The sequence below is a fragment of the Streptomyces sp. NPDC046900 genome (assembly GCF_040644975.1).
Taxonomy (GTDB): Bacteria; Actinomycetota; Actinomycetes; order Streptomycetales; family Streptomycetaceae; genus Streptomyces.
The window spans coordinates 1-16,174 of the sequence record NZ_JBEYXD010000011.1 but is presented as its reverse complement, the minus strand read 5'-3'; the positions used below and the strand labels follow the sequence as shown (position 1 = coordinate 16,174).

At 67.6% G+C, this 16,174-nt stretch carries 18 protein-coding genes; 12 read left to right on the top strand and 6 right to left on the bottom strand.

The window, feature by feature from the left end; translation table 11 throughout:
- On the bottom strand, positions 1-402 hold the full coding sequence (locus tag ABZ904_RS13655; protein WP_360996010.1) for a gas vesicle structural protein GvpA: 402 nt from the start codon (positions 400-402) through the stop codon (positions 1-3).
- 504 nt (positions 403-906) lie between these two features.
- Here ABZ904_RS13655 and ABZ904_RS13650 point away from each other — a divergent pair.
- Positions 907-1,380: an ATP-binding protein gene (locus ABZ904_RS13650; RefSeq protein ID WP_361823142.1), complete on the top strand. Its 474-nt coding sequence runs from the start codon at positions 907-909 to the stop codon at positions 1,378-1,380.
- 150 nt (positions 1,381-1,530) lie between these two features.
- Here ABZ904_RS13650 and ABZ904_RS13645 read toward each other — a convergent pair whose 3' ends face one another.
- The 3 genes from ABZ904_RS13645 to ABZ904_RS13635 all read right to left on the bottom strand — a co-directional run bounded on the left by ABZ904_RS13645 (position 1,531) and on the right by ABZ904_RS13635 (position 3,295).
- Complete coding sequence (locus tag ABZ904_RS13645) at positions 1,531-1,941, bottom strand: gas vesicle structural protein GvpA (protein ID WP_359410331.1); 411 nt, start codon at positions 1,939-1,941, stop codon at positions 1,531-1,533.
- Positions 1,942-2,362: 421 nt separating this feature from the next.
- Complete coding sequence (locus tag ABZ904_RS13640) at positions 2,363-2,527, bottom strand: hypothetical protein (protein ID WP_361823139.1); 165 nt, start codon at positions 2,525-2,527, stop codon at positions 2,363-2,365.
- 333 nt (positions 2,528-2,860) lie between these two features.
- Positions 2,861-3,295, bottom strand: a complete 435-nt coding sequence (locus ABZ904_RS13635) for a hypothetical protein (RefSeq protein ID WP_361823136.1) — start codon at positions 3,293-3,295, stop codon at positions 2,861-2,863.
- Between the two features lie 614 nt (positions 3,296-3,909).
- On the opposite strand from ABZ904_RS13635, the gene ABZ904_RS13630 reads away from it, so the two are divergent.
- From ABZ904_RS13630 to ABZ904_RS13610, 5 genes are all read left to right on the top strand, one after another.
- Positions 3,910-4,296 carry a DUF6221 family protein gene (locus ABZ904_RS13630; RefSeq protein WP_359410329.1) on the top strand — a complete coding sequence of 129 codons (387 nt, stop codon included), beginning with the start codon at positions 3,910-3,912 and terminating at the stop codon, positions 4,294-4,296.
- Positions 4,297-5,625: 1,329 nt separating this feature from the next.
- Positions 5,626-6,282, top strand: coding sequence for a YeeE/YedE thiosulfate transporter family protein (locus ABZ904_RS13625; protein ID WP_360995994.1), 657 nt, complete (start codon positions 5,626-5,628; stop codon positions 6,280-6,282).
- Complete coding sequence (locus ABZ904_RS13620; protein WP_359410327.1) at positions 6,282-6,698, top strand: YeeE/YedE thiosulfate transporter family protein; 417 nt, start codon at positions 6,282-6,284, stop codon at positions 6,696-6,698. The genes ABZ904_RS13625 and ABZ904_RS13620 overlap by 1 nt, the downstream gene beginning before the upstream one ends.
- A gap of 1,255 nt (positions 6,699-7,953) precedes the next feature.
- A complete protein-coding gene (locus tag ABZ904_RS13615) occupies positions 7,954-8,517 on the top strand; it encodes a hypothetical protein (RefSeq protein WP_361823132.1) in 564 nt (187 codons plus the stop codon).
- Positions 8,518-8,785: 268 nt separating this feature from the next.
- Positions 8,786-9,028 carry a DUF6221 family protein gene (locus ABZ904_RS13610; protein ID WP_361823129.1) on the top strand — a complete coding sequence of 81 codons (243 nt, stop codon included), beginning with the start codon at positions 8,786-8,788 and terminating at the stop codon, positions 9,026-9,028.
- Between the two features lie 111 nt (positions 9,029-9,139).
- On the opposite strand, the gene ABZ904_RS13605 is transcribed toward ABZ904_RS13610, so the two are convergent.
- Complete coding sequence (locus tag ABZ904_RS13605; RefSeq protein ID WP_359410324.1) at positions 9,140-10,108, bottom strand: rubrerythrin family protein; 969 nt, start codon at positions 10,106-10,108, stop codon at positions 9,140-9,142.
- Positions 10,109-10,538: 430 nt separating this feature from the next.
- Here ABZ904_RS13605 and ABZ904_RS13600 point away from each other — a divergent pair, with 430 nt between their 5' ends.
- The 3 genes from ABZ904_RS13600 (at position 10,539) to ABZ904_RS13590 (ending at position 11,999) form a co-directional block, all read left to right on the top strand.
- The gene (locus ABZ904_RS13600; protein WP_361823126.1) at positions 10,539-10,817 is read left to right on the top strand and encodes an SHOCT domain-containing protein; all 279 of its coding nucleotides are present in this window, start codon (positions 10,539-10,541) and stop codon (positions 10,815-10,817) included.
- Between the two features lie 272 nt (positions 10,818-11,089).
- Entirely contained in the window at positions 11,090-11,416 is a 327-nt protein-coding gene (locus ABZ904_RS13595) for a sulfocyanin-like copper-binding protein (protein WP_360995984.1), read from the top strand.
- A gap of 145 nt (positions 11,417-11,561) precedes the next feature.
- Entirely contained in the window at positions 11,562-11,999 is a 438-nt protein-coding gene (locus ABZ904_RS13590; RefSeq protein ID WP_359410321.1) for a DUF6233 domain-containing protein, read from the top strand.
- 144 nt (positions 12,000-12,143) lie between these two features.
- On the opposite strand, the gene ABZ904_RS13585 is transcribed toward ABZ904_RS13590, so the two are convergent.
- Positions 12,144-12,812 carry a hypothetical protein gene (locus ABZ904_RS13585; protein ID WP_361823122.1) on the bottom strand — a complete coding sequence of 223 codons (669 nt, stop codon included), beginning with the start codon at positions 12,810-12,812 and terminating at the stop codon, positions 12,144-12,146.
- Positions 12,813-13,038: 226 nt separating this feature from the next.
- Between ABZ904_RS13585 and ABZ904_RS13580 the strand changes: the two genes are divergently transcribed.
- The 3 genes from ABZ904_RS13580 to ABZ904_RS13570 all read left to right on the top strand — a co-directional run.
- Positions 13,039-13,944 (top strand): tetratricopeptide repeat protein, encoded by a 906-nt coding sequence (locus tag ABZ904_RS13580; RefSeq protein ID WP_361823119.1) that lies wholly within the window; start codon positions 13,039-13,041, stop codon positions 13,942-13,944.
- Positions 13,945-14,949: 1,005 nt separating this feature from the next.
- Entirely contained in the window at positions 14,950-15,789 is an 840-nt protein-coding gene (locus tag ABZ904_RS13575) for a hypothetical protein (RefSeq protein ID WP_361823117.1), read from the top strand.
- 115 nt (positions 15,790-15,904) lie between these two features.
- On the top strand, positions 15,905-16,174 hold a 270-nt coding region (locus tag ABZ904_RS13570), incomplete at its 3' end, for a polysaccharide deacetylase family protein (protein ID WP_361823115.1).

The window sequence follows — 16,174 nt, the reverse complement described above, 5'->3', positions numbered from 1 at the left end:
TCATTCCCCTCTCCTGCGTGCGGCCCGGTCCTCCTGACGCTCCCGGCCCTCGTCGCGCGCCTGCTTGAAGGCATCGGAGATGGTCTCCGCGGCGCCGGACAGGGCTCCCTTGGTCTTGCCTCGGGCGCCGGACTCCGTCAGTTTCCCCGTGAGCTCCGGAAGCCCGGCCGGCTTGCGGGGCCCTGCCTCCAGGTCGAGGCGGTTGCACGCCTCGGCGAAGCGGAGGTAAGTGTCGACGCTGGCGACCACGACCCGTATGTCGATCTTGAGTATCTCGATACCGACAAGGGACACCCGCACGAACGCGTCGATCACCAGCCCGCGGTCGAGAATGAGTTCCAGAACGTCATACAGGCCGCTGGAACCGCCCCCGCCGCCCTGCTGCGTCGTCGCCACGGTCATAGCGACCACCCCTTGTCATCTGTCTTGTGTGGTCCCGTCGGCTGAGACTTCCGGTAGCGGTGCGTTGGCCTCGGTGTTCCCGTCCCTGGCTACGAGGCTTCCGGGGTGCGAGTAGCCGTCACAACCTACGTTCAAACGCCAGTGCGAGTGTGTCGTCGCCGAGACCGTGCCGACCTCGTGTATGCCGCAGCCATGCCTGCACGGCTGCGCAGGCAGGCGCAGGTTTTTCCTGCCGCCCGAGATCGCCGCCCTGGAGGAGGAACGCTGCCGCCTCTACCGCGACGCCTTTGGCCTGTGCCCGGCTGCGCACTCAGAGGCCGCGTCGAACGCCGCTGCGCCGCCGACCGCTCCCGCGAGAGCGGCGACGGCGCCGTGGCTATTGACCGATGAAGAGATGCTCGTCTGCGACGGACGACTGATTGATGGACCCCGCTGCATTGCATGACGTTTTCCGGGTAAGCGCGGCAGGTGACGTATGGCTGTGAGGAGATCAGGACGGACCCTATGGATCAAGCGGGGGACGGCGACTCGATGTCGCTGGTCGGTGGGTCGATTTCTGTGTCCGCGGCCTTCGAGGGCAGCGGTGAGATCGCTGAGGCCCGGGACCTGACCCGCTCCTTCCTGACCGATGCGCAGGCCGTTCACGGGTTTCCCGTGTCGGGGCGTGCGATGGGCATGGCGCAGCTCGTGGTCAGCGAGCTGGTGACCAATGTCCGCAAATACGCGCCCGGGCCGTGCCTGCTGACGCTGGAGATCGAAGACGGGGCCGTGCAGATCAGTGTGTGGGACAGCAGCACGACACTGCCGACAGTCTTGGCGCGCGACCCGGGCCGGGTGGGACAGCATGGTCTGGAGATTGTGATGGCGGTCTCCGCCAGTTTCGCCGTCTACCGCGAGCCGGTAGGCAAGCGGATCACCGCAGCCATCGTGCTGGCCGATGATCCGGGCGGTGCCGTGGTCGGCCGCTTAGGGCCGTGACGCCAGTCGCACAGCGGTGGCGAGGCCCCGCGCGTGTTCAGTCGCCCTGCCGAAGAATGCGCACCACTGGGCTTGGCGGCTCGCCGATGACGGCCGTGCGCTCAGGCACCGGGCGATGTGAGCTGTGGATGAGGCCGTAGACCCAAGCGTTCACCGTTCCTCATCCCGGCGGTGGCGCGGCCGTGCGGTTTCCCTCTCGCGGCCGTCGTCACGCCCCTGCTGGAAAGCATCCGAGATGGTCTGCTCAGCGCCGGACAGAGCCCCCTTCGTCTTGGCTTGACTGCCGGAACCGGTGGGCTGGCCGCCGACCAACTCCGGTAGACCGGCTGGCTTGTGCGGCCCCGCCTCCAGGTCCAGGCGGTTGCAAGCCTCGGCGAACCGCAGATAGGTGTCCACGCTCGCCACCACGACCCGCACATCGATCTTCAGGATCTCGATTCCGACCAGGGAGACGCGCACGAACGCGTCGATCACCAACCCTCGGTCCAGAACTAGCTCTAGTACGTCGTACAGGCCACTGGAGCCTCCCCCACCCCCGCCTTGCGCTGCCGCCACACTCACCCTGACCAGCTCCTTTGCCTATCCCTGGCTATCGCTCCAGCCCGGCGGCCGCTTCCGCACGAGATCCGCGGTAGCGACTGCCACCGGCGACCATCACCGAGTAACCCCCACCCATTTGGATCAAACTGACGCCTGCGTTCGGACGTGTCGGTGTGGCATTCGAAGGTGCCAATTTGACCCCGAGCCGCTGCGGGGTGTTCGGGCGACCAGGCGGCGAGCCCGCACACTCCGTCAACGATGAAGGCCTGGGCGCCCTGCCACGTGTTGGGCGCCCAGGCCGGCCCTTTCGTGCAGGGGCACACCCGTCACGGGGGATACGAGCCTGCCCCTGCACGACGGCGCCCGTGAGCCTCCCCCAAGAAGGCGGGCGCCTGAACCCCACCCGGGGTCACTCTCTCCAGCGCTCCGTGCGAGTGGAGTGTCACAGGTGACGGCGGATCGGCGCGAGATCAACGTCCATGTAAAAGGCGTCACTTGCGCACATCACAACGCCGCCACACTCCTCCACGGAAAGCCCGCGCAGCGCCACACTGAGCCCCTGATCATCAGGTATCGGAGGGGAGCCGAGCGAAGCGTTGCCCAGCATCACCGCTGCCTGCACGTCCTCGCCCCCGAGCCACCCCAGTCCGAGCCGCAGCCCGCCCCGGCCGCAGAGCCGCCCGCATCACCATGGCCGACCGACACCGGCTCGCCGACCGCACCCCGGGCCGGCACACCACCGTCATCGTCGCCGCCTACACGCCGCTGGCACCTCCAGACGTCGACGAGCCGAGTCCTACCGCACTGCGTGGGACTACGAGAAATGCCCCCGCGGTATCGCGCCCCAGGTGGGCACTGCTGTGTACTTCCAGGACGGAACCGAACACGCCGCCGATTGAGGAGCATGGAGTGACGTATGCATGGCCCTGCAAGGCCAGATTCACTTCATGCATTTCACGCCGAAGGCCGTGTCCCAGGCGTCTGTACCTACGGCATATGCGCCGAGACCGTACTCGAATGCGCACGCATCATCCCACTTCAGATATCCATGGTTAGTGATGTATGTCGCCGTTTTTCCCGGCCCGACGCACTGCCAGTCCTTAACGTACTTAACGTCTCGCGGATAGCTGGTTCTCGCATATCCTTTGGACTGACAGTATTGGGTGAGCTGATCCAAGCTGCCAAGCTCCTGGGACTTCTGTCCAGGCGGGTGAACTTGCAGCCAAAGGCCGACTGCTCCTATCGCTAGGCCGATAAGTGCCGCCCCTTTCTCCACCTTGACAGAACCTCGGCCGGTAATTAGAAAGACGACGCCGGCAACCACAAGAATGATCCCTAGGATGCTAAGGAAAAACCCAACGTCCTTGATGATCACGGAAGCCTGCCGTGTGATGTATCGCCCGCCGTCACTAGCCTCTGCAGCTATCCTTCGGCGCCTGTAGTTAAAGGTTACTTAACCCTCCATGGCAGGCCACCCCAACGACTGCAATCGTGCGAGGGCGGCCCCATGACTAAGCCATAGCTTCGGCCTCGCTCGCGAGGTCGAATGCGCATGCTTCCGGCTTGGCGCGGGCTATGCGGGGGCGTTTCATCGTGCTGCCTTCCCCGTATGGCTGCTCCGGGTGGCCGCCGTCGTGCTGCCGGGTCAGGCTGGGCGTGACGCCACGCGGTCGCGAACTCCGGCTGCCGGTTGTCCACGCCGCGCGCGTCTCCCACCCCGCAACTTCGCGACACGATGGGGTGGGAGGCGCGCTCGCATGATCGAGACGCGGTGAGCCCTCACGCGAGCTCGACGAAACAGCAGACGTATGACGCGGCCACCGTCGCCGTGTTCCTCCGTGATCACGTCGACCGCACGGCCGTCGAGCGGCCCCCGGGGCCGCAACGTCCCTGCACATAGACGACGTGATCCGCGCACACCGTTGGTACAGCGGCACCGTCGCCCAGGCCGTCGAGCGCTGACGCGTCTACCGGCGCAGAGTGAACGTCATGGATGACTTGATCCAGTGGCTGCGCGTCCAACTCGATGAGGACGCACGGATTGCCCGCGCGGCCACCGAGGGCCCCTGGTCCGTCAACGACGAGTCGATCATTGCAGCGGACGGTACGGAGGTCGTCGCGGACGACCGGTCCGGTGGCAAGGCGTCGGTGTTCGCGTCGACGGCGGATGCCCTGCATATCGTGGAGCATGATCCGGTGCGGGTGATGCGCGAGGTCGACGCCAAGCAGCGGCTGCTGTACGAGTTCGAGGTGCGCGGGAACCACGTCCGACGGACGGAATTGCCACCCACAGGTGGCGTTTGGGACGACCTGCTGCGCATGCTCGCCCTGCCCTACGTGGACCGGCCCGGCTACCGCGACGACTGGCGCCCGTGACCAGCGCGTATGACGGCCCGTGTGGTGGATGGTTCCGGTTCATGCCGGCGTTTTCGCCCAAACGAGGAGCCGGGCCCACCAGCCATCTTTCGATCGGCTCGGTGAACTGTCTGAGCGTCGAGGAATATGTGTGCGTCGCGCCGACTCACCCGGCCGGACCGGCACCGTCCCCGATCGAGTCACCCCCTCGGCTGCGCGTGCATGACTGCGCTCCGTCGACTCGCACATGCACCGCTGAAGTGTTGGAACGCCGGCGAGCACTTGCTCTACATGTCTCCCGCAGCCCTCATAGGTCACCTTCCCGCACGACGGACAGACAGCACGTTGGCACATGATTTCCCCGCATCAGCGTCTTCATCTACGACTTGCAAAGCAACAGTTTCGTCACAGCAAAATTCACAATTTCGCCACGACTGGCGCCCATATTCGCACCGGCTCTACAAACAACTGCCCTACGGCTGGCGCGAGGGCTAGCCCTGAGATCCAATCACGCTCCAAGTAGGCTCGCGTTTCGGGCGGGAAAATCCTGACATGAGCGACAAAAAGAAACGTAAGCGCGGTGCGGTATATCTCACTTAGCGATATCCAGCAGTCACGCTTGGATTCCTCCTTCAGGTTGCTTGGGACGCCGAATCAATGGTTCCATCACGCCCGGTCGAAGAAGGGAGGCACAGCTCCGTAGTGTGACAGGCCGTCATCGCGTCGTTTTGAGATCGTCGACCGGGCGCGGCGAGGGCAAGATTTCGAGAACGGCGACCGCCCTCACCGAATGGGTGGTGTGGGCCGCTCGGAAGGGAGCAACGTGGGTTGCTCGCACGCCGTAGGATGCCCCCTTTTCCCGCTGCTTAGGGCGAGCTTGCAAGGTTGGCGTGACTACTACTGCGACAGCGAGGATCAGTGGCTCGGCTGTGCGCGCTACCAGTTGTCGCTCACCGGTGAGCGCGTGCCGATCAGTCTGCTGCCCAACGGGGCCCGCGCGCGACACCTCGAAGACGCGGCCGAGGCGGACCGGTACGGCGCCGCCAACCCAGAGCAGAGATCCCAGCAGGCCCCGCCTCCACCGCACGATCCATGGTCAGCGGAGAGCGCGCCTTGGTCGCAGTCAGCGCCGGCCCAGCTACCTCAGCCGCATGTACCCGTGACCGCGGCACCGGAGACCGTGGCTCAGTTCGGGGCGGCATCTCCACCGATACCGGTCTCGCATCACCAACCGTCACCACCCCTACAGATTCCCCAGCCTCCAGACCGCCCCTCCCAACACGCGCGGCAAGCGCCCAGCACGAAGCGCGGATGGTGGGCCCGATTCACCGAATGGATGGGAGGCCCCGCATGAGTAACTACTGGCCCTGGTGGGCCGGCGCTGCCGGGCTCGCTCTGGTCACCATCAACTACGCCCTCACCACGGACCGCTCTTTCGGGGTGTCGTCCGCGTGGGATCGCGTGCTGCACTGGCGCAGGGAGCGCCGGCTCGAGCAGATGGACGAGGAGTTCACCGACGAGCGTGCTCTCGTTGACGCTCTCGCCGCAGCTACAGCGGAGCACTTCGGCACCAGCCCCGCCGCGCCCGCGGTGCCGCCGAGCCCGCACGGGACGTCCCAGCAGCTCGAAACGGAAGTCGAACCAACGGCAAGCGAGGACACCTCGGTAACAGCCCCGGGCCCGGCCCCGCTGGCCACCCAGGCTGCCCTGCTGATATCGATTTTCCTCGGCGGATTGATTGCCGCGGTCACCTCCGGGCGGTTCCACCTCCGCTTCGACATGGGCCCGGGATTCAAGAACCTGGTCACCGCCAATCCAACCACCATGATCGTCCTGCTGTTCGTCGGAGGCGTGCTGGTCGGCTTCGGCACTCGGCTGGCCGGCGGGTGCAGCTCCGGCCACGGACTCAACGGATGCGGCCGCCTACGCCCGGTCAGCCTCGTCGCGACCGCCGTGTTCTTCGCCACCGCCGTCGCGGTGTCGTTCCTGCTGTGGAAGGTGATCTGATGCGTACTCGGGGCGCGCTCCTGCTGGCCAACATCATCACCGGACTGACGCTCGGCTACACCGTCTCCAACATCGGCTTCGGCGACTACGCCGAGCTGAACCGCATGTTCACCTTCCAAGACCTGCGCATGCTCCTGTCCTTCGCGGGCGCCGTCGTAATCATCGTGTGCGCATTCGCTCTGCTGCGGGTCCGCCGCACCCCGGGGCGCATCCACGCCGGCGTGATCCCCGGCGCGGTCCTGTTCGGTACGGGCTGGGCGATCTCAGGTGGATGCCCGGCAATCCCGATCGTCCAGGCCGCCAGCGGATACCTGCCCGCCTTGGTCACCATCGTCGGCGTCACCGCCGGCATCCGGCTGTGCCGCTGGGCCAACGCCCGATACTTCCACCTCGACCGCGGATCCTGCGGGCTGTAACCAAAGAAGCCCACCGACATACCTGTCGAGGAAGCGGCCCTCGGCTGGAGCCGCTGCGGCTGGTTAGCGAGAGTGGCGCGGGTCACCGCCGCAAGTGGATCCGGCGCGGATACCTCCAACTATCCCGTCTCCACACAAGGAATCCGCGCAGGAGCATCACACATGCTGCACATAGCGTTTCGGGAGCCTCGTTAGCGTTGCTGGCTGCTCGATTACATGTGCGAACGTGACCAGGCCGTGGCTCAGGCGGGCCGACGGCGCGCCGAACCAGAAAGGCCGGAAGACCGCGGATGAATTACTGCACCTCATGCCGTCGGCATCTCAATGGCGCCCTGGTGTGCCCCGGGTGCGGCGCCTACGCCCCAGACATAGACCCGCACGCCGCCGACGGCTGCAGCAGGTCGGCCCCGAAGTTGACGAGCGCAAGCGCCGGACCGGCCACAACTGCTCACCGGGACACTGCGACCGCCGACACGTGGCATGACACATTCCTCGACGGTGACGCGGAGTCCAACGCTGCCACTGACGGGGCCCCGCACGTTACCGCCGAGGTTGAGGACCTGCCGCCCGCGCGGCAGGGGCGTGCGGCACGCCGGCGCCAGCTGGCCCGCTGGAAGAAGAACAAGCGCCGGGCGGCGGTCGCAGGCGCTGTCGCACTCGTCGGGGGCGGCCTGACCGTCGCCATGATGGACCGGACCTCCGCAGACCGGGCCGAGGCAGCCACGGCGCCGGACGACCAGAGCAGCGGCGCAGTGGAGGAGCAGACGCCCGAGCAGAATCGTTCGGTCTCGGCGCCAGTGACCGATCAGCGCACTCATCGGTCGTCACACGCCCCTTCCCGGCCGCGGCCGCCGACGAGGACCAATACCTCGCGAGCGCAGACCCGCGCGGTCTCGCCCCGCGCGACGCCGCCGATCGACCGGCTAGAGCCGTCCGCGCCTTCCCGCCCGGCAGCGACGCCGACCCGACAGCCGCAGAGCACCGCCCCGTCTGCCGGCGACAGAGCTCCCGACCGCTCCGATACAACGGCGCAACAGCCGTCGACGCCCGCGCCCACCGACCGCACGGATTCGGGTACGTCCCAGACAGGCCCCGCACGGGTATCGACATCGCCGACGGAGGTCTGTCTGCTCGGACTGTGCCTTGGCTGACCACGCCTGCACCCGATCCGTTCACGGTCGAACGATTTTCGGAGTTCGCGGGGTTGTGTGTCAGTCTGTGAGCAACGGCCCCAGAAGGAGAGGAGGCAGAGCCCATGAGTCCCCGCGACGAATTCCAAGTCCTCCTGCGCCGCATCGGCCGATGGTGGGCCGTCGGCATTCCCAGCCTCGACCTCCACACCCAGTGCCGCACGCTGGAAGGTGCGGAGGACCTGGCGCGCGGCCTGGTCGCTGAAGCCGTCGGGGTGCCTCCGGAGGTGATCGTCCTGAACATGGTGGTGCCCGAACTCGCGCCCGTGCTCGATTTGGTGGCCGAAGCGCGGCACCGTCGGGGGGCCGCGGTCGCCGCCGAGGATCAGGCGATCACCGCAGCTGTTCACGAGCTCGTAGACAAGCTGCACGTGAGCCAGGGTGATGCCGCGCGTCTGCTCGGCATGCCCCCGAGCGAGGTGGCCCACTTCACGCCACAACGCGGCTCGACGACCGCCGGCCCAGGGCAAAGCGCAGGGCATCGCGCCCCCATGTCCGCGCTTACGCGGCCGGGCGCCGCCCCTGCTTCCCACTTGCGCTCCGGCCTGCCACGGCGACCGCGGCAGGCGGCCTCGCCCGCCCGACCCGCCTGGGCGACTTCAGACGACGGCACCGCAGGCCGAGGCTGACACAGCTTCGCCTCCAGGCGTGCGGCCACGGCCGTGCTTGCGCGGGATGTAGTGGTCGCCCATATACGTGTCATCGCCGAGGACTCGTGCCAATTGCTTTAACGGATCTGACGTCGTCTGACGCCATAGCGCCCCGACGCGCCGCCAGGGCCGTCAATCGTCCGAGTTCCGTCCCTTGCCCTCGCCGGCGCCGTGCCCGGCCTTGTGCGGTTGGCCCTTGTGCCGTCGTGCCCTTTCCCGGCTGGCGCCGTCGCGGATGCAGCGGCAGATGGTGATTGAGTGGCTGCGCGTCCAACTCGATGAGGACGCACGGATTGCCCGCGCGGCCACCGAGGGCCCCTGGTCCGTCAACGACGAGTCGATCATTGCAGCGGACGGTACGGAGGTCGTCGCGGGCGACCGGTTGGGTGGCAAGGCGTCGGTGTTCGCGGCGACGGCGATGCCAAAAGTGAGACCACTTCCCGCGGCGGCTTCGCGGCGGACGTGTACCGCATCGGTGACTCCGGCGTGAAGGCGTTCTGGCATGGCCGTTTCTCAACAAGCGGATCTGGCTCCAGGGGGTGACGTGGCAGCCCGGCCGGGCCATGCGACGTCGACCGGCCGGGCGTTCCTTCGACCAGGATCAGTGCAGCTGGTCGAGTGCCTGCTGGAAGGCGGTGGCGTGCTTGGCCTCGTCGGCGGCGGTGTCGCGGAAGTAGCCGGCGACGGCGGTGTCGCCGACGGCGGTGGCTCGCTTGGCGAACCCGGGGTACAGGATGGTCGCTTCGTTGTGCTCTCCAGCGATGGCCCTGCTCAGGTTGTCCTTCGTCGCGCTGACCAGGCCGACCAGGACCGCTTCGCCGGCGAAGTGCTCGTGCAGTTCGACCCCGGCGGTCCCTTCGAACAGGTGGGCCAGCGCAGGATTGCCGGTCTGCTGGGCGCGTGCGGCGAAGAGCATGTACTTGGCGTGTGCGAGCGCCTCACCGTGCATGGCGGTGTCGAGGTTGGCCCGGGTGCGGGCGGCCTTCACCTTCGGCAGTCCGGCGGGGACCGACACCGTGTCGGCCTTCGGCGGCGCCGGGATGGTGCCTCGGCCGGTGGTCAGGACCGTCAGCGCGGTGCGGTAGGCGTCGCGGTGGCGTCCCTCGTCCGCGGCGATCTCCGTGAACAGCTTCGCGGCCTCGAGGTCTCCGTCGTTGCGGGCCTGGTCGGCGAAGCGGCGGTACATGACCTGGTGCTCGTAGGTTTCGCCGTTGATGGCTTGGCGCAGGTTGGCCGCGTTCGTGCCGACCACACCGGCCAGGGTGGCCGCCTCGTGCAGGTGCTCGTTCAGTTCGGTCTGTGCCGTGGTGCGGAAGAGCTCGTCGACGGTCGGGTAGGCCTGGCTGTCGGCTTGAGTACCGAAGAGGTTGTAGGAGGCGTAGGCGAACGCCTCCCCTTCCATGGCGGTCGTCAGGTCGGAGAGGGTCTGCGAGCGGAGAGTCTGGGTGGCGGCGTACGTGGCCTGGTGGTGATCACCCGGCAGGGTAAGCGCCACGGCTGTTGCAGCCTGGGACGCGGCGGTCAGGGTGCACAGGCCGACCACAAGCGTTCGTATCGAGTGGCGGAACATGATGTCTCCTTCCGGGGCACTCCTCTGCGTGGGCGCCCCGTCCCATGCGACCCGCACACGTACACCGCCGCCCCTTCACGTGACCCTTTTGAGTGAATACGCACGGTGATCACGCTGCTGTCGGTCACGCGTTCCACCTGCTCAGGTGCGTGAACGGCCCTAAGGAACCCTTGCATCCGGCTCCTCCACCCGGCCCGAGCCGTCAGCGCAACACACCGGCGGACTCTGCCCCGTGATGGGCCCTGTGATAGGGCACGGGGCGAGTGTCCTCCCGGGCGGGCATGCCCTTGTCGGCAGCGTTCCCGGAGAGGTTTGAGCCGCCGCATGGGGTCGTCCGGCCCCCTGGCTGGGAACTACGGCCCTACTCCGCCGACGCTCCGCTGGCCCACGCTGGAATTCACGGGGCCACCAGCCGAGGGACGTGATCGGCATGATGTGGTACGACGGCGGATGGGGGTGGGGCGGCTGGTTCGCCATGGCGGTGTTCCTGGTGCTGTTCTGGGCCTTGATCATCGCCGGAGTCATCGCACTTGTGCGCTACCTCACCGGCACTCATCACCATCAGCAGCCCGGCACGCGACCGCCCTCCGGCGAACCCCGAGGGGGGAGCCAGCGAGCTGAGGCCCTGCTTGCTGAGCGGTTTGCCCGCGGGGAAATCGACGAGGACGAGTACCGACGCCGTCTCACAGTACTGCGGGAGCACTCGTGATCACCGGCCGCCGCCGAGGAATGTGGTTGTTGATCGCCATGGCCGCCGCGTTGGTGCTGGGCCTCGCCACGACGGCATTCCTAGCCGCCACCGGCGCATTCCGCGCTACGAGACCCGCATCCACACAGGGCACACGGTGTAGTGCACCCCCGTCGGTAGCTCGCGTGGTGGACGTGACGGTGGACGACATGGGGCGCATGATGCGTGGCCCAGGCGGGCCAACGCCGACGGGTGGCCGTCCGGCCTGGCAGGGCATGGGCATGATGCGCTTGGTGGCCCACCCATCTACGGTCTCGGCCGGGAAGGTGACACTGCGGGTGTCCAACAGGGGTGCGCTCACGCACGAGGTCGTCGTCTTGCCGCTGCCGGCGGGCCAGGTTGTGGGGGAGCGTGCCGTCGGCTCCAACGGCAAAGTTGCCGAGACAGGCAGCCTCGGCGAAGCCTCGCGGACTTGCGGCACGGGTAGCGGGGACGGCATTGCCCCCGGTGCGACAGGCTGGTCCACGGTGACGCTGGAGCCCGGCCGGTACGAGCTGGTGTGCAACCTTCCCGGCCACTACGCCGCAGGTATGTATACCGAGCTCGACGTCAGGCGGTAACTGCGCTGGCCATTCCACGTGCGGCTCGGGACGGTGGCCTGAGCCGCACGACCACTCCGAGCGCGCGCCGCTGGTACGGCGACACGATCGCCCAGGCCCTCGAGGGCCGCCGCGCCTACCGGCGCCACGCGGAAGAATGACCCCCATGAGCGAGCTGCCACCGGATCCCGCGCGCCTGCGCGTCATCCTGGCCTGGCTCGAGGAACAGGTCACCGACAACGAGACCGTCGGCATCTTCCTGCGGCTGCAGCGCGACACCGTCGCCCAGGCCCTCGAGCAGGCGGAGGGCGAGCAGCAGCCCACCGAGCGGCCGGCACCGGCGCCGGCACCGCCGCCGCCGGCGAGGCCGCCGCGCCCCACCTCGCTGCCGACCTCCACCGGCGATCACAGGCCCGCCTTCAAGGTCGTCGAGCGGGGAGGCGAGAACGAACCGGCACGGCTGACCCTGCACATCGGCGCCTGCGACGTCGACGCCGGTCCGGCCCACCAGGTCGACGCGCACGATGCCCTCGCTGCGCTGCGCGAGGGCCTGGACCCGTGCGCCGTCTGCCGACCGGACATCGATCTGTCCTTCGACGAGTGACGGCGCTGTCGTGGCTGCTTCGGGCGGCGACGACCACAGTGATCATTCCACTCGGCTCTACCGCTGTGGATGTGGACGGTCTTGGCGGAGCCGTAAGTGCAGACGGGCTGGTCTTTGAGGTGCGGAGGAATGGATCGAGTGCTCTCAGGTGATGCCCAGGCGCGCCAGGACTCCGCTTACGGTAGGGCTAGGAGGGCCTGAGCTACCACTGAGGGGCGAGCCCCACGTGGGGTCATGCCACGCGCTCCCGGCTGAGTGCTCGAGCAGGTGCTGTGCAGTGGTCGGGGCGGTGTCCTGAGAGGCTCCTACCGCAATCAGAGCGGCGGTAAGCGTCGCAACTGCCTCGTCCGATAGGGCATGGTCGGTGAGCAAGGGAAGAAGCAGCAGGAGACGGGCAGCTGGGTCCTCGATCCCTTCGGCTATTGAGCTCGGACTGTCGACGATGCGGATGAGTTCACGCCACATCAGTGTGTCCCCATGCAAGTCGCCGTCCCAGCTGGCGATTTGCTGGGCGCTGCTCCAGCTCGGATGCGTAAACATGTAGTCGACTCCGTAGTCGCCGACAAGATTGCGGTAGACCACCACGGCCTCGTACCCGTTCTCAACCGGCATCCGGAACACCGGCCACCGCTCCGGGTCCATGAGCAGGTCGGACATGGCGTCGACATCAGCTCCGTCATCGCCGAACCACTCGGGCTCGGCACCCGCATCGCGACAACACGGGCCCCACAGGTGGTTCGACCAGAAGCCCGGACGGTCTACCAGTGGCTCTCCGGCGACCAGCGGGCCGCTGTTGTATCCCTCAATCAGCACGCCGTAAGCGTGCCATCTGCCACTGACGGGGTTTGCTCCAAGTGCCAACGCGGAGGTTCAACAGAAGCGGGACAGCAGGTCATGGCATCGTGTCCAGCGAGCCAGGGGGGACGGCCGACAGAGTTCGGGCCAGGGATACCCTCGGACGATGTCGAATCGGGCGGTAGCAGCTGGAGTAGGTCTCGCGCGGGTGATGGCGCACTGCGGGGGCAGCCCATCAGCAGCCGTGCACTATCTGGCGGGTGCCATCGCCTCCGCACCTGAGAACCCCGAGCCCTATACGGTTCTTGCCGAGTTGTGGAGGGACAAGTCGTCGGAGCTGGCCGAGGTCGTTCAGGGTGCCGACTCGTTGAGGACGGTACTGGCGCAGTCGTACATCAGCTTCCTTCAGGACGACATGGACGGCGCGGCGCTGGCGATCGGATCGGTCACGGGTGTGCGACCCGACATCGCCTGGGCCGAAGCCCCTTGGTTCAGCGATGAACGATTTCTCGGTGTGGTGAGTGCCGATGCGCTGGCCGAGGCCGCGATGCGGACGATGGACTATGGCCATGATCTGGACACCGAAAGCATGCGGGAACGATTTCGGCCCTGGTTCGAAGCCATCGACGTGGTCTCTGCCCGTCAGCCGTTGCCGGAGGCGTTGGCCAAGATGGCGATCCTGCTGCGGGCATGCGGTCTCACCGATGCATCGTTTGCCCTCTGCGACCAGGCAGACTCCGTTGAACGGATCATGCTGACGGAGGTTGTGCGAGCGGGCACGTGGCGCAAGCAGGGTGATGTTCAGCAGACCGTGGCGGCGTTCGAGCGCGCTCTTGCCCTAGAACCGGCCAACTGGTCGCTCTACCTCGACCTGGCCGATGTGCGTGCTGAGCAGGGCGACTTCACCTCTGCGGTCCGGCTGATCGATCAGGGGATGAGGTACGAGCCGACTGAGCTCTCACTTCGCGCGGCCGGGGCTGCCTACCGTGCACGACTGACCGGCTCGCCTGCCGATCTGAGCGAACTCATCGAACTGGCGCCGAATCTGCCGAACGACTCGTACCGGGACCTGCTGATTGATCACGCGTGTGCTGGTCCCGCGCTGCCTGCCGAACTCGTGGCTGCGGCCCGGCGCATCCAGAACAGCTGAGACTCCGCTCCTCCACGAGCAGCAGCTTCAGCCAGCAAGTGCCCAGCAGCGCGACCCAAGCCTAAGTTCCCTCGCGGCTACCACATCAAGGACGACGCCGTCCACGCCATGCTTGGCGCCGCCACCTACACAACCCACTCTGGTCGCATGGCTCGGAGCTCCCGAGTGCAGGGGATCCACCTGCTGCAGTCGAAGATCAGTTACGGGACAAGTCTTAGTCGCCCGTTGCAGTCCGGTGTGCGGCCGAGCCACCCCGCACACTGAAGAGAAAGATGGGCGCCACTGCCACGTGATGCGCCCAGGCCAGCTCTTCGAGGCAGGGGCGGCGGCTGTCCGACCTCACTGAACCTGACTGACCTCACTCAACTTTGACCGCTCGCCGCTGGCCACCTGCCTGCAGTCCGGGCCGCGCGGCCGGCCGCCCCGACATCCGACTGCACGGCCCGTCGGTCAAGGGTGGCCGGGGGCGGCGTCGAACAGAGGGCATTTGCCAGCGTCACGAATCGGCTACGAAGTACGCGCATGCCTTCCACGCAGCGCCCTCAACGATCGCGCGGCCCGCCGGCTGAACCAGCGGCTGCCGCACCACGCGCACGGCGGCCGGTGACCCGATCCGCGACCGGTGACCGGTCACCCGCCTGCGTCAGTCGGCCGGCGGGGTGAAGTGTTCCGGCAGCCCCACGCGCTTCGCACCGACGGTGGTTCAGACGGGACGTCAGGGGGATCGACGTCAGGCGGGGTCGCGGTCCTCGTCGGGGCCGCCGGTCCCGGGGGGTGCGGATACGCCCGCCGTCGCGAGCCGGCACAACAGCCGCAGCGAGCCGTGTGCGGGGGAGCGGCGGAAGCCCTCCTCACTCCGTCGCCGCGTTGGCCCCTTTTGCCGACCGACTCATCCCTTTCAATCGATTCGTTCAATGCTCGGAGGTCAGGTGTAACACTTCTGGTCGAGTTCGCTCTGTCTATGCGGGCGACTGTGTCGGTCGGCCAGGACAAGGAGCACGACTCGTGCAGCGCACGGACGAAAGCGGCAGGTCGTACGGCGAGGACCCGTACGGCGGCATCGGGCACGCGGATGCCTACGGCTACGAGCACGGCGGCAGCGCCACCACTGACACAGCCACGACGCCTCGGGACCTGGAACAACTCGCGCAGCGGACAACCCCGATGCATGAAGACGTCTCTGCGGAGGGGACGGACCCCTACACCACCAGGCCGAATCTCTACGTCATCGCTACGGATCCCTACGCCGCCGGGCCACACCCTGCCACTACGGGGTGGGACGCTCCCCATGGCGACGTGCTCACCGTGCCGCCTCCAGAACTCGACCCGTCCGGCCCTCCCGCACCAGAACCGGGTGCGCCGAAGAGCGAGTCGGTTCGGCCCGTCTTCGTCGACTCCTCGGGGCGACGCCAGCGTCGCGTGCTGCGCGCCGCCCGGCTGCTGGTGATCCCCGCCGGCGGCTACGTGGCCCTGTTGATCAGCGCCCTGCTGGGCGGCCCCACCCTCAACGCCCCGTTCGTCCCGCAACCGGACTCCCCGCACACGCCCCGGGCGACCTCTCCCGACGCCTCTTCCGGCACCGACCACTCCGCGAGGAATGAGAGTCCTGCCGCGGCGCAGACGAACTCTCGCCCCACGCCGACGCAGAAAGCCCCCGGCTCCACCGACGGGTCGGCAGCCTCCGCCGCCTCTGCGGCGGCCGCACCCGGTCCTACTGCGGCGTCCACCGGTGTCGCGTCCCCGACCTCGACGCCGACCGCATCCGCCACCGCTACCGCCACCGCCACTACCAATCCCCACTCCAAGGGCCGCGCGGTCGGCTCGTCCCACAACCCCGTGAAGTGACCCAAGGCCCACTGACGTGATCAACCGAAGACGCCACGACGCTCGTCCCCGTCGGCGCAGCCGCATCCGCCAGATCACACCTCGCGCCCATTGGCTGCTGCTGAGTGTGTTCGCGGTGACCTTGTCGACGGCCCTGCTGCTGCAGGGCTACACCCACCACATGTTCGGTATCACCTCGGACAGCGTGACCGGCGCCCGTGGCCGCAACGACACGGTGCCCACCCAGGTGGTCCACGGTGGCCCGGTGATCGCGGACGCCGCCACCTCTCCGCATACCGCCCGGGTCAAGTCCCGTACCATCGCGCTGACCTTCGACGACGGCCCGGACCCCGTCTGGACGCCACGGATCCTGGACGTGCTGCGCCGCAATCATGTTCACGCGACC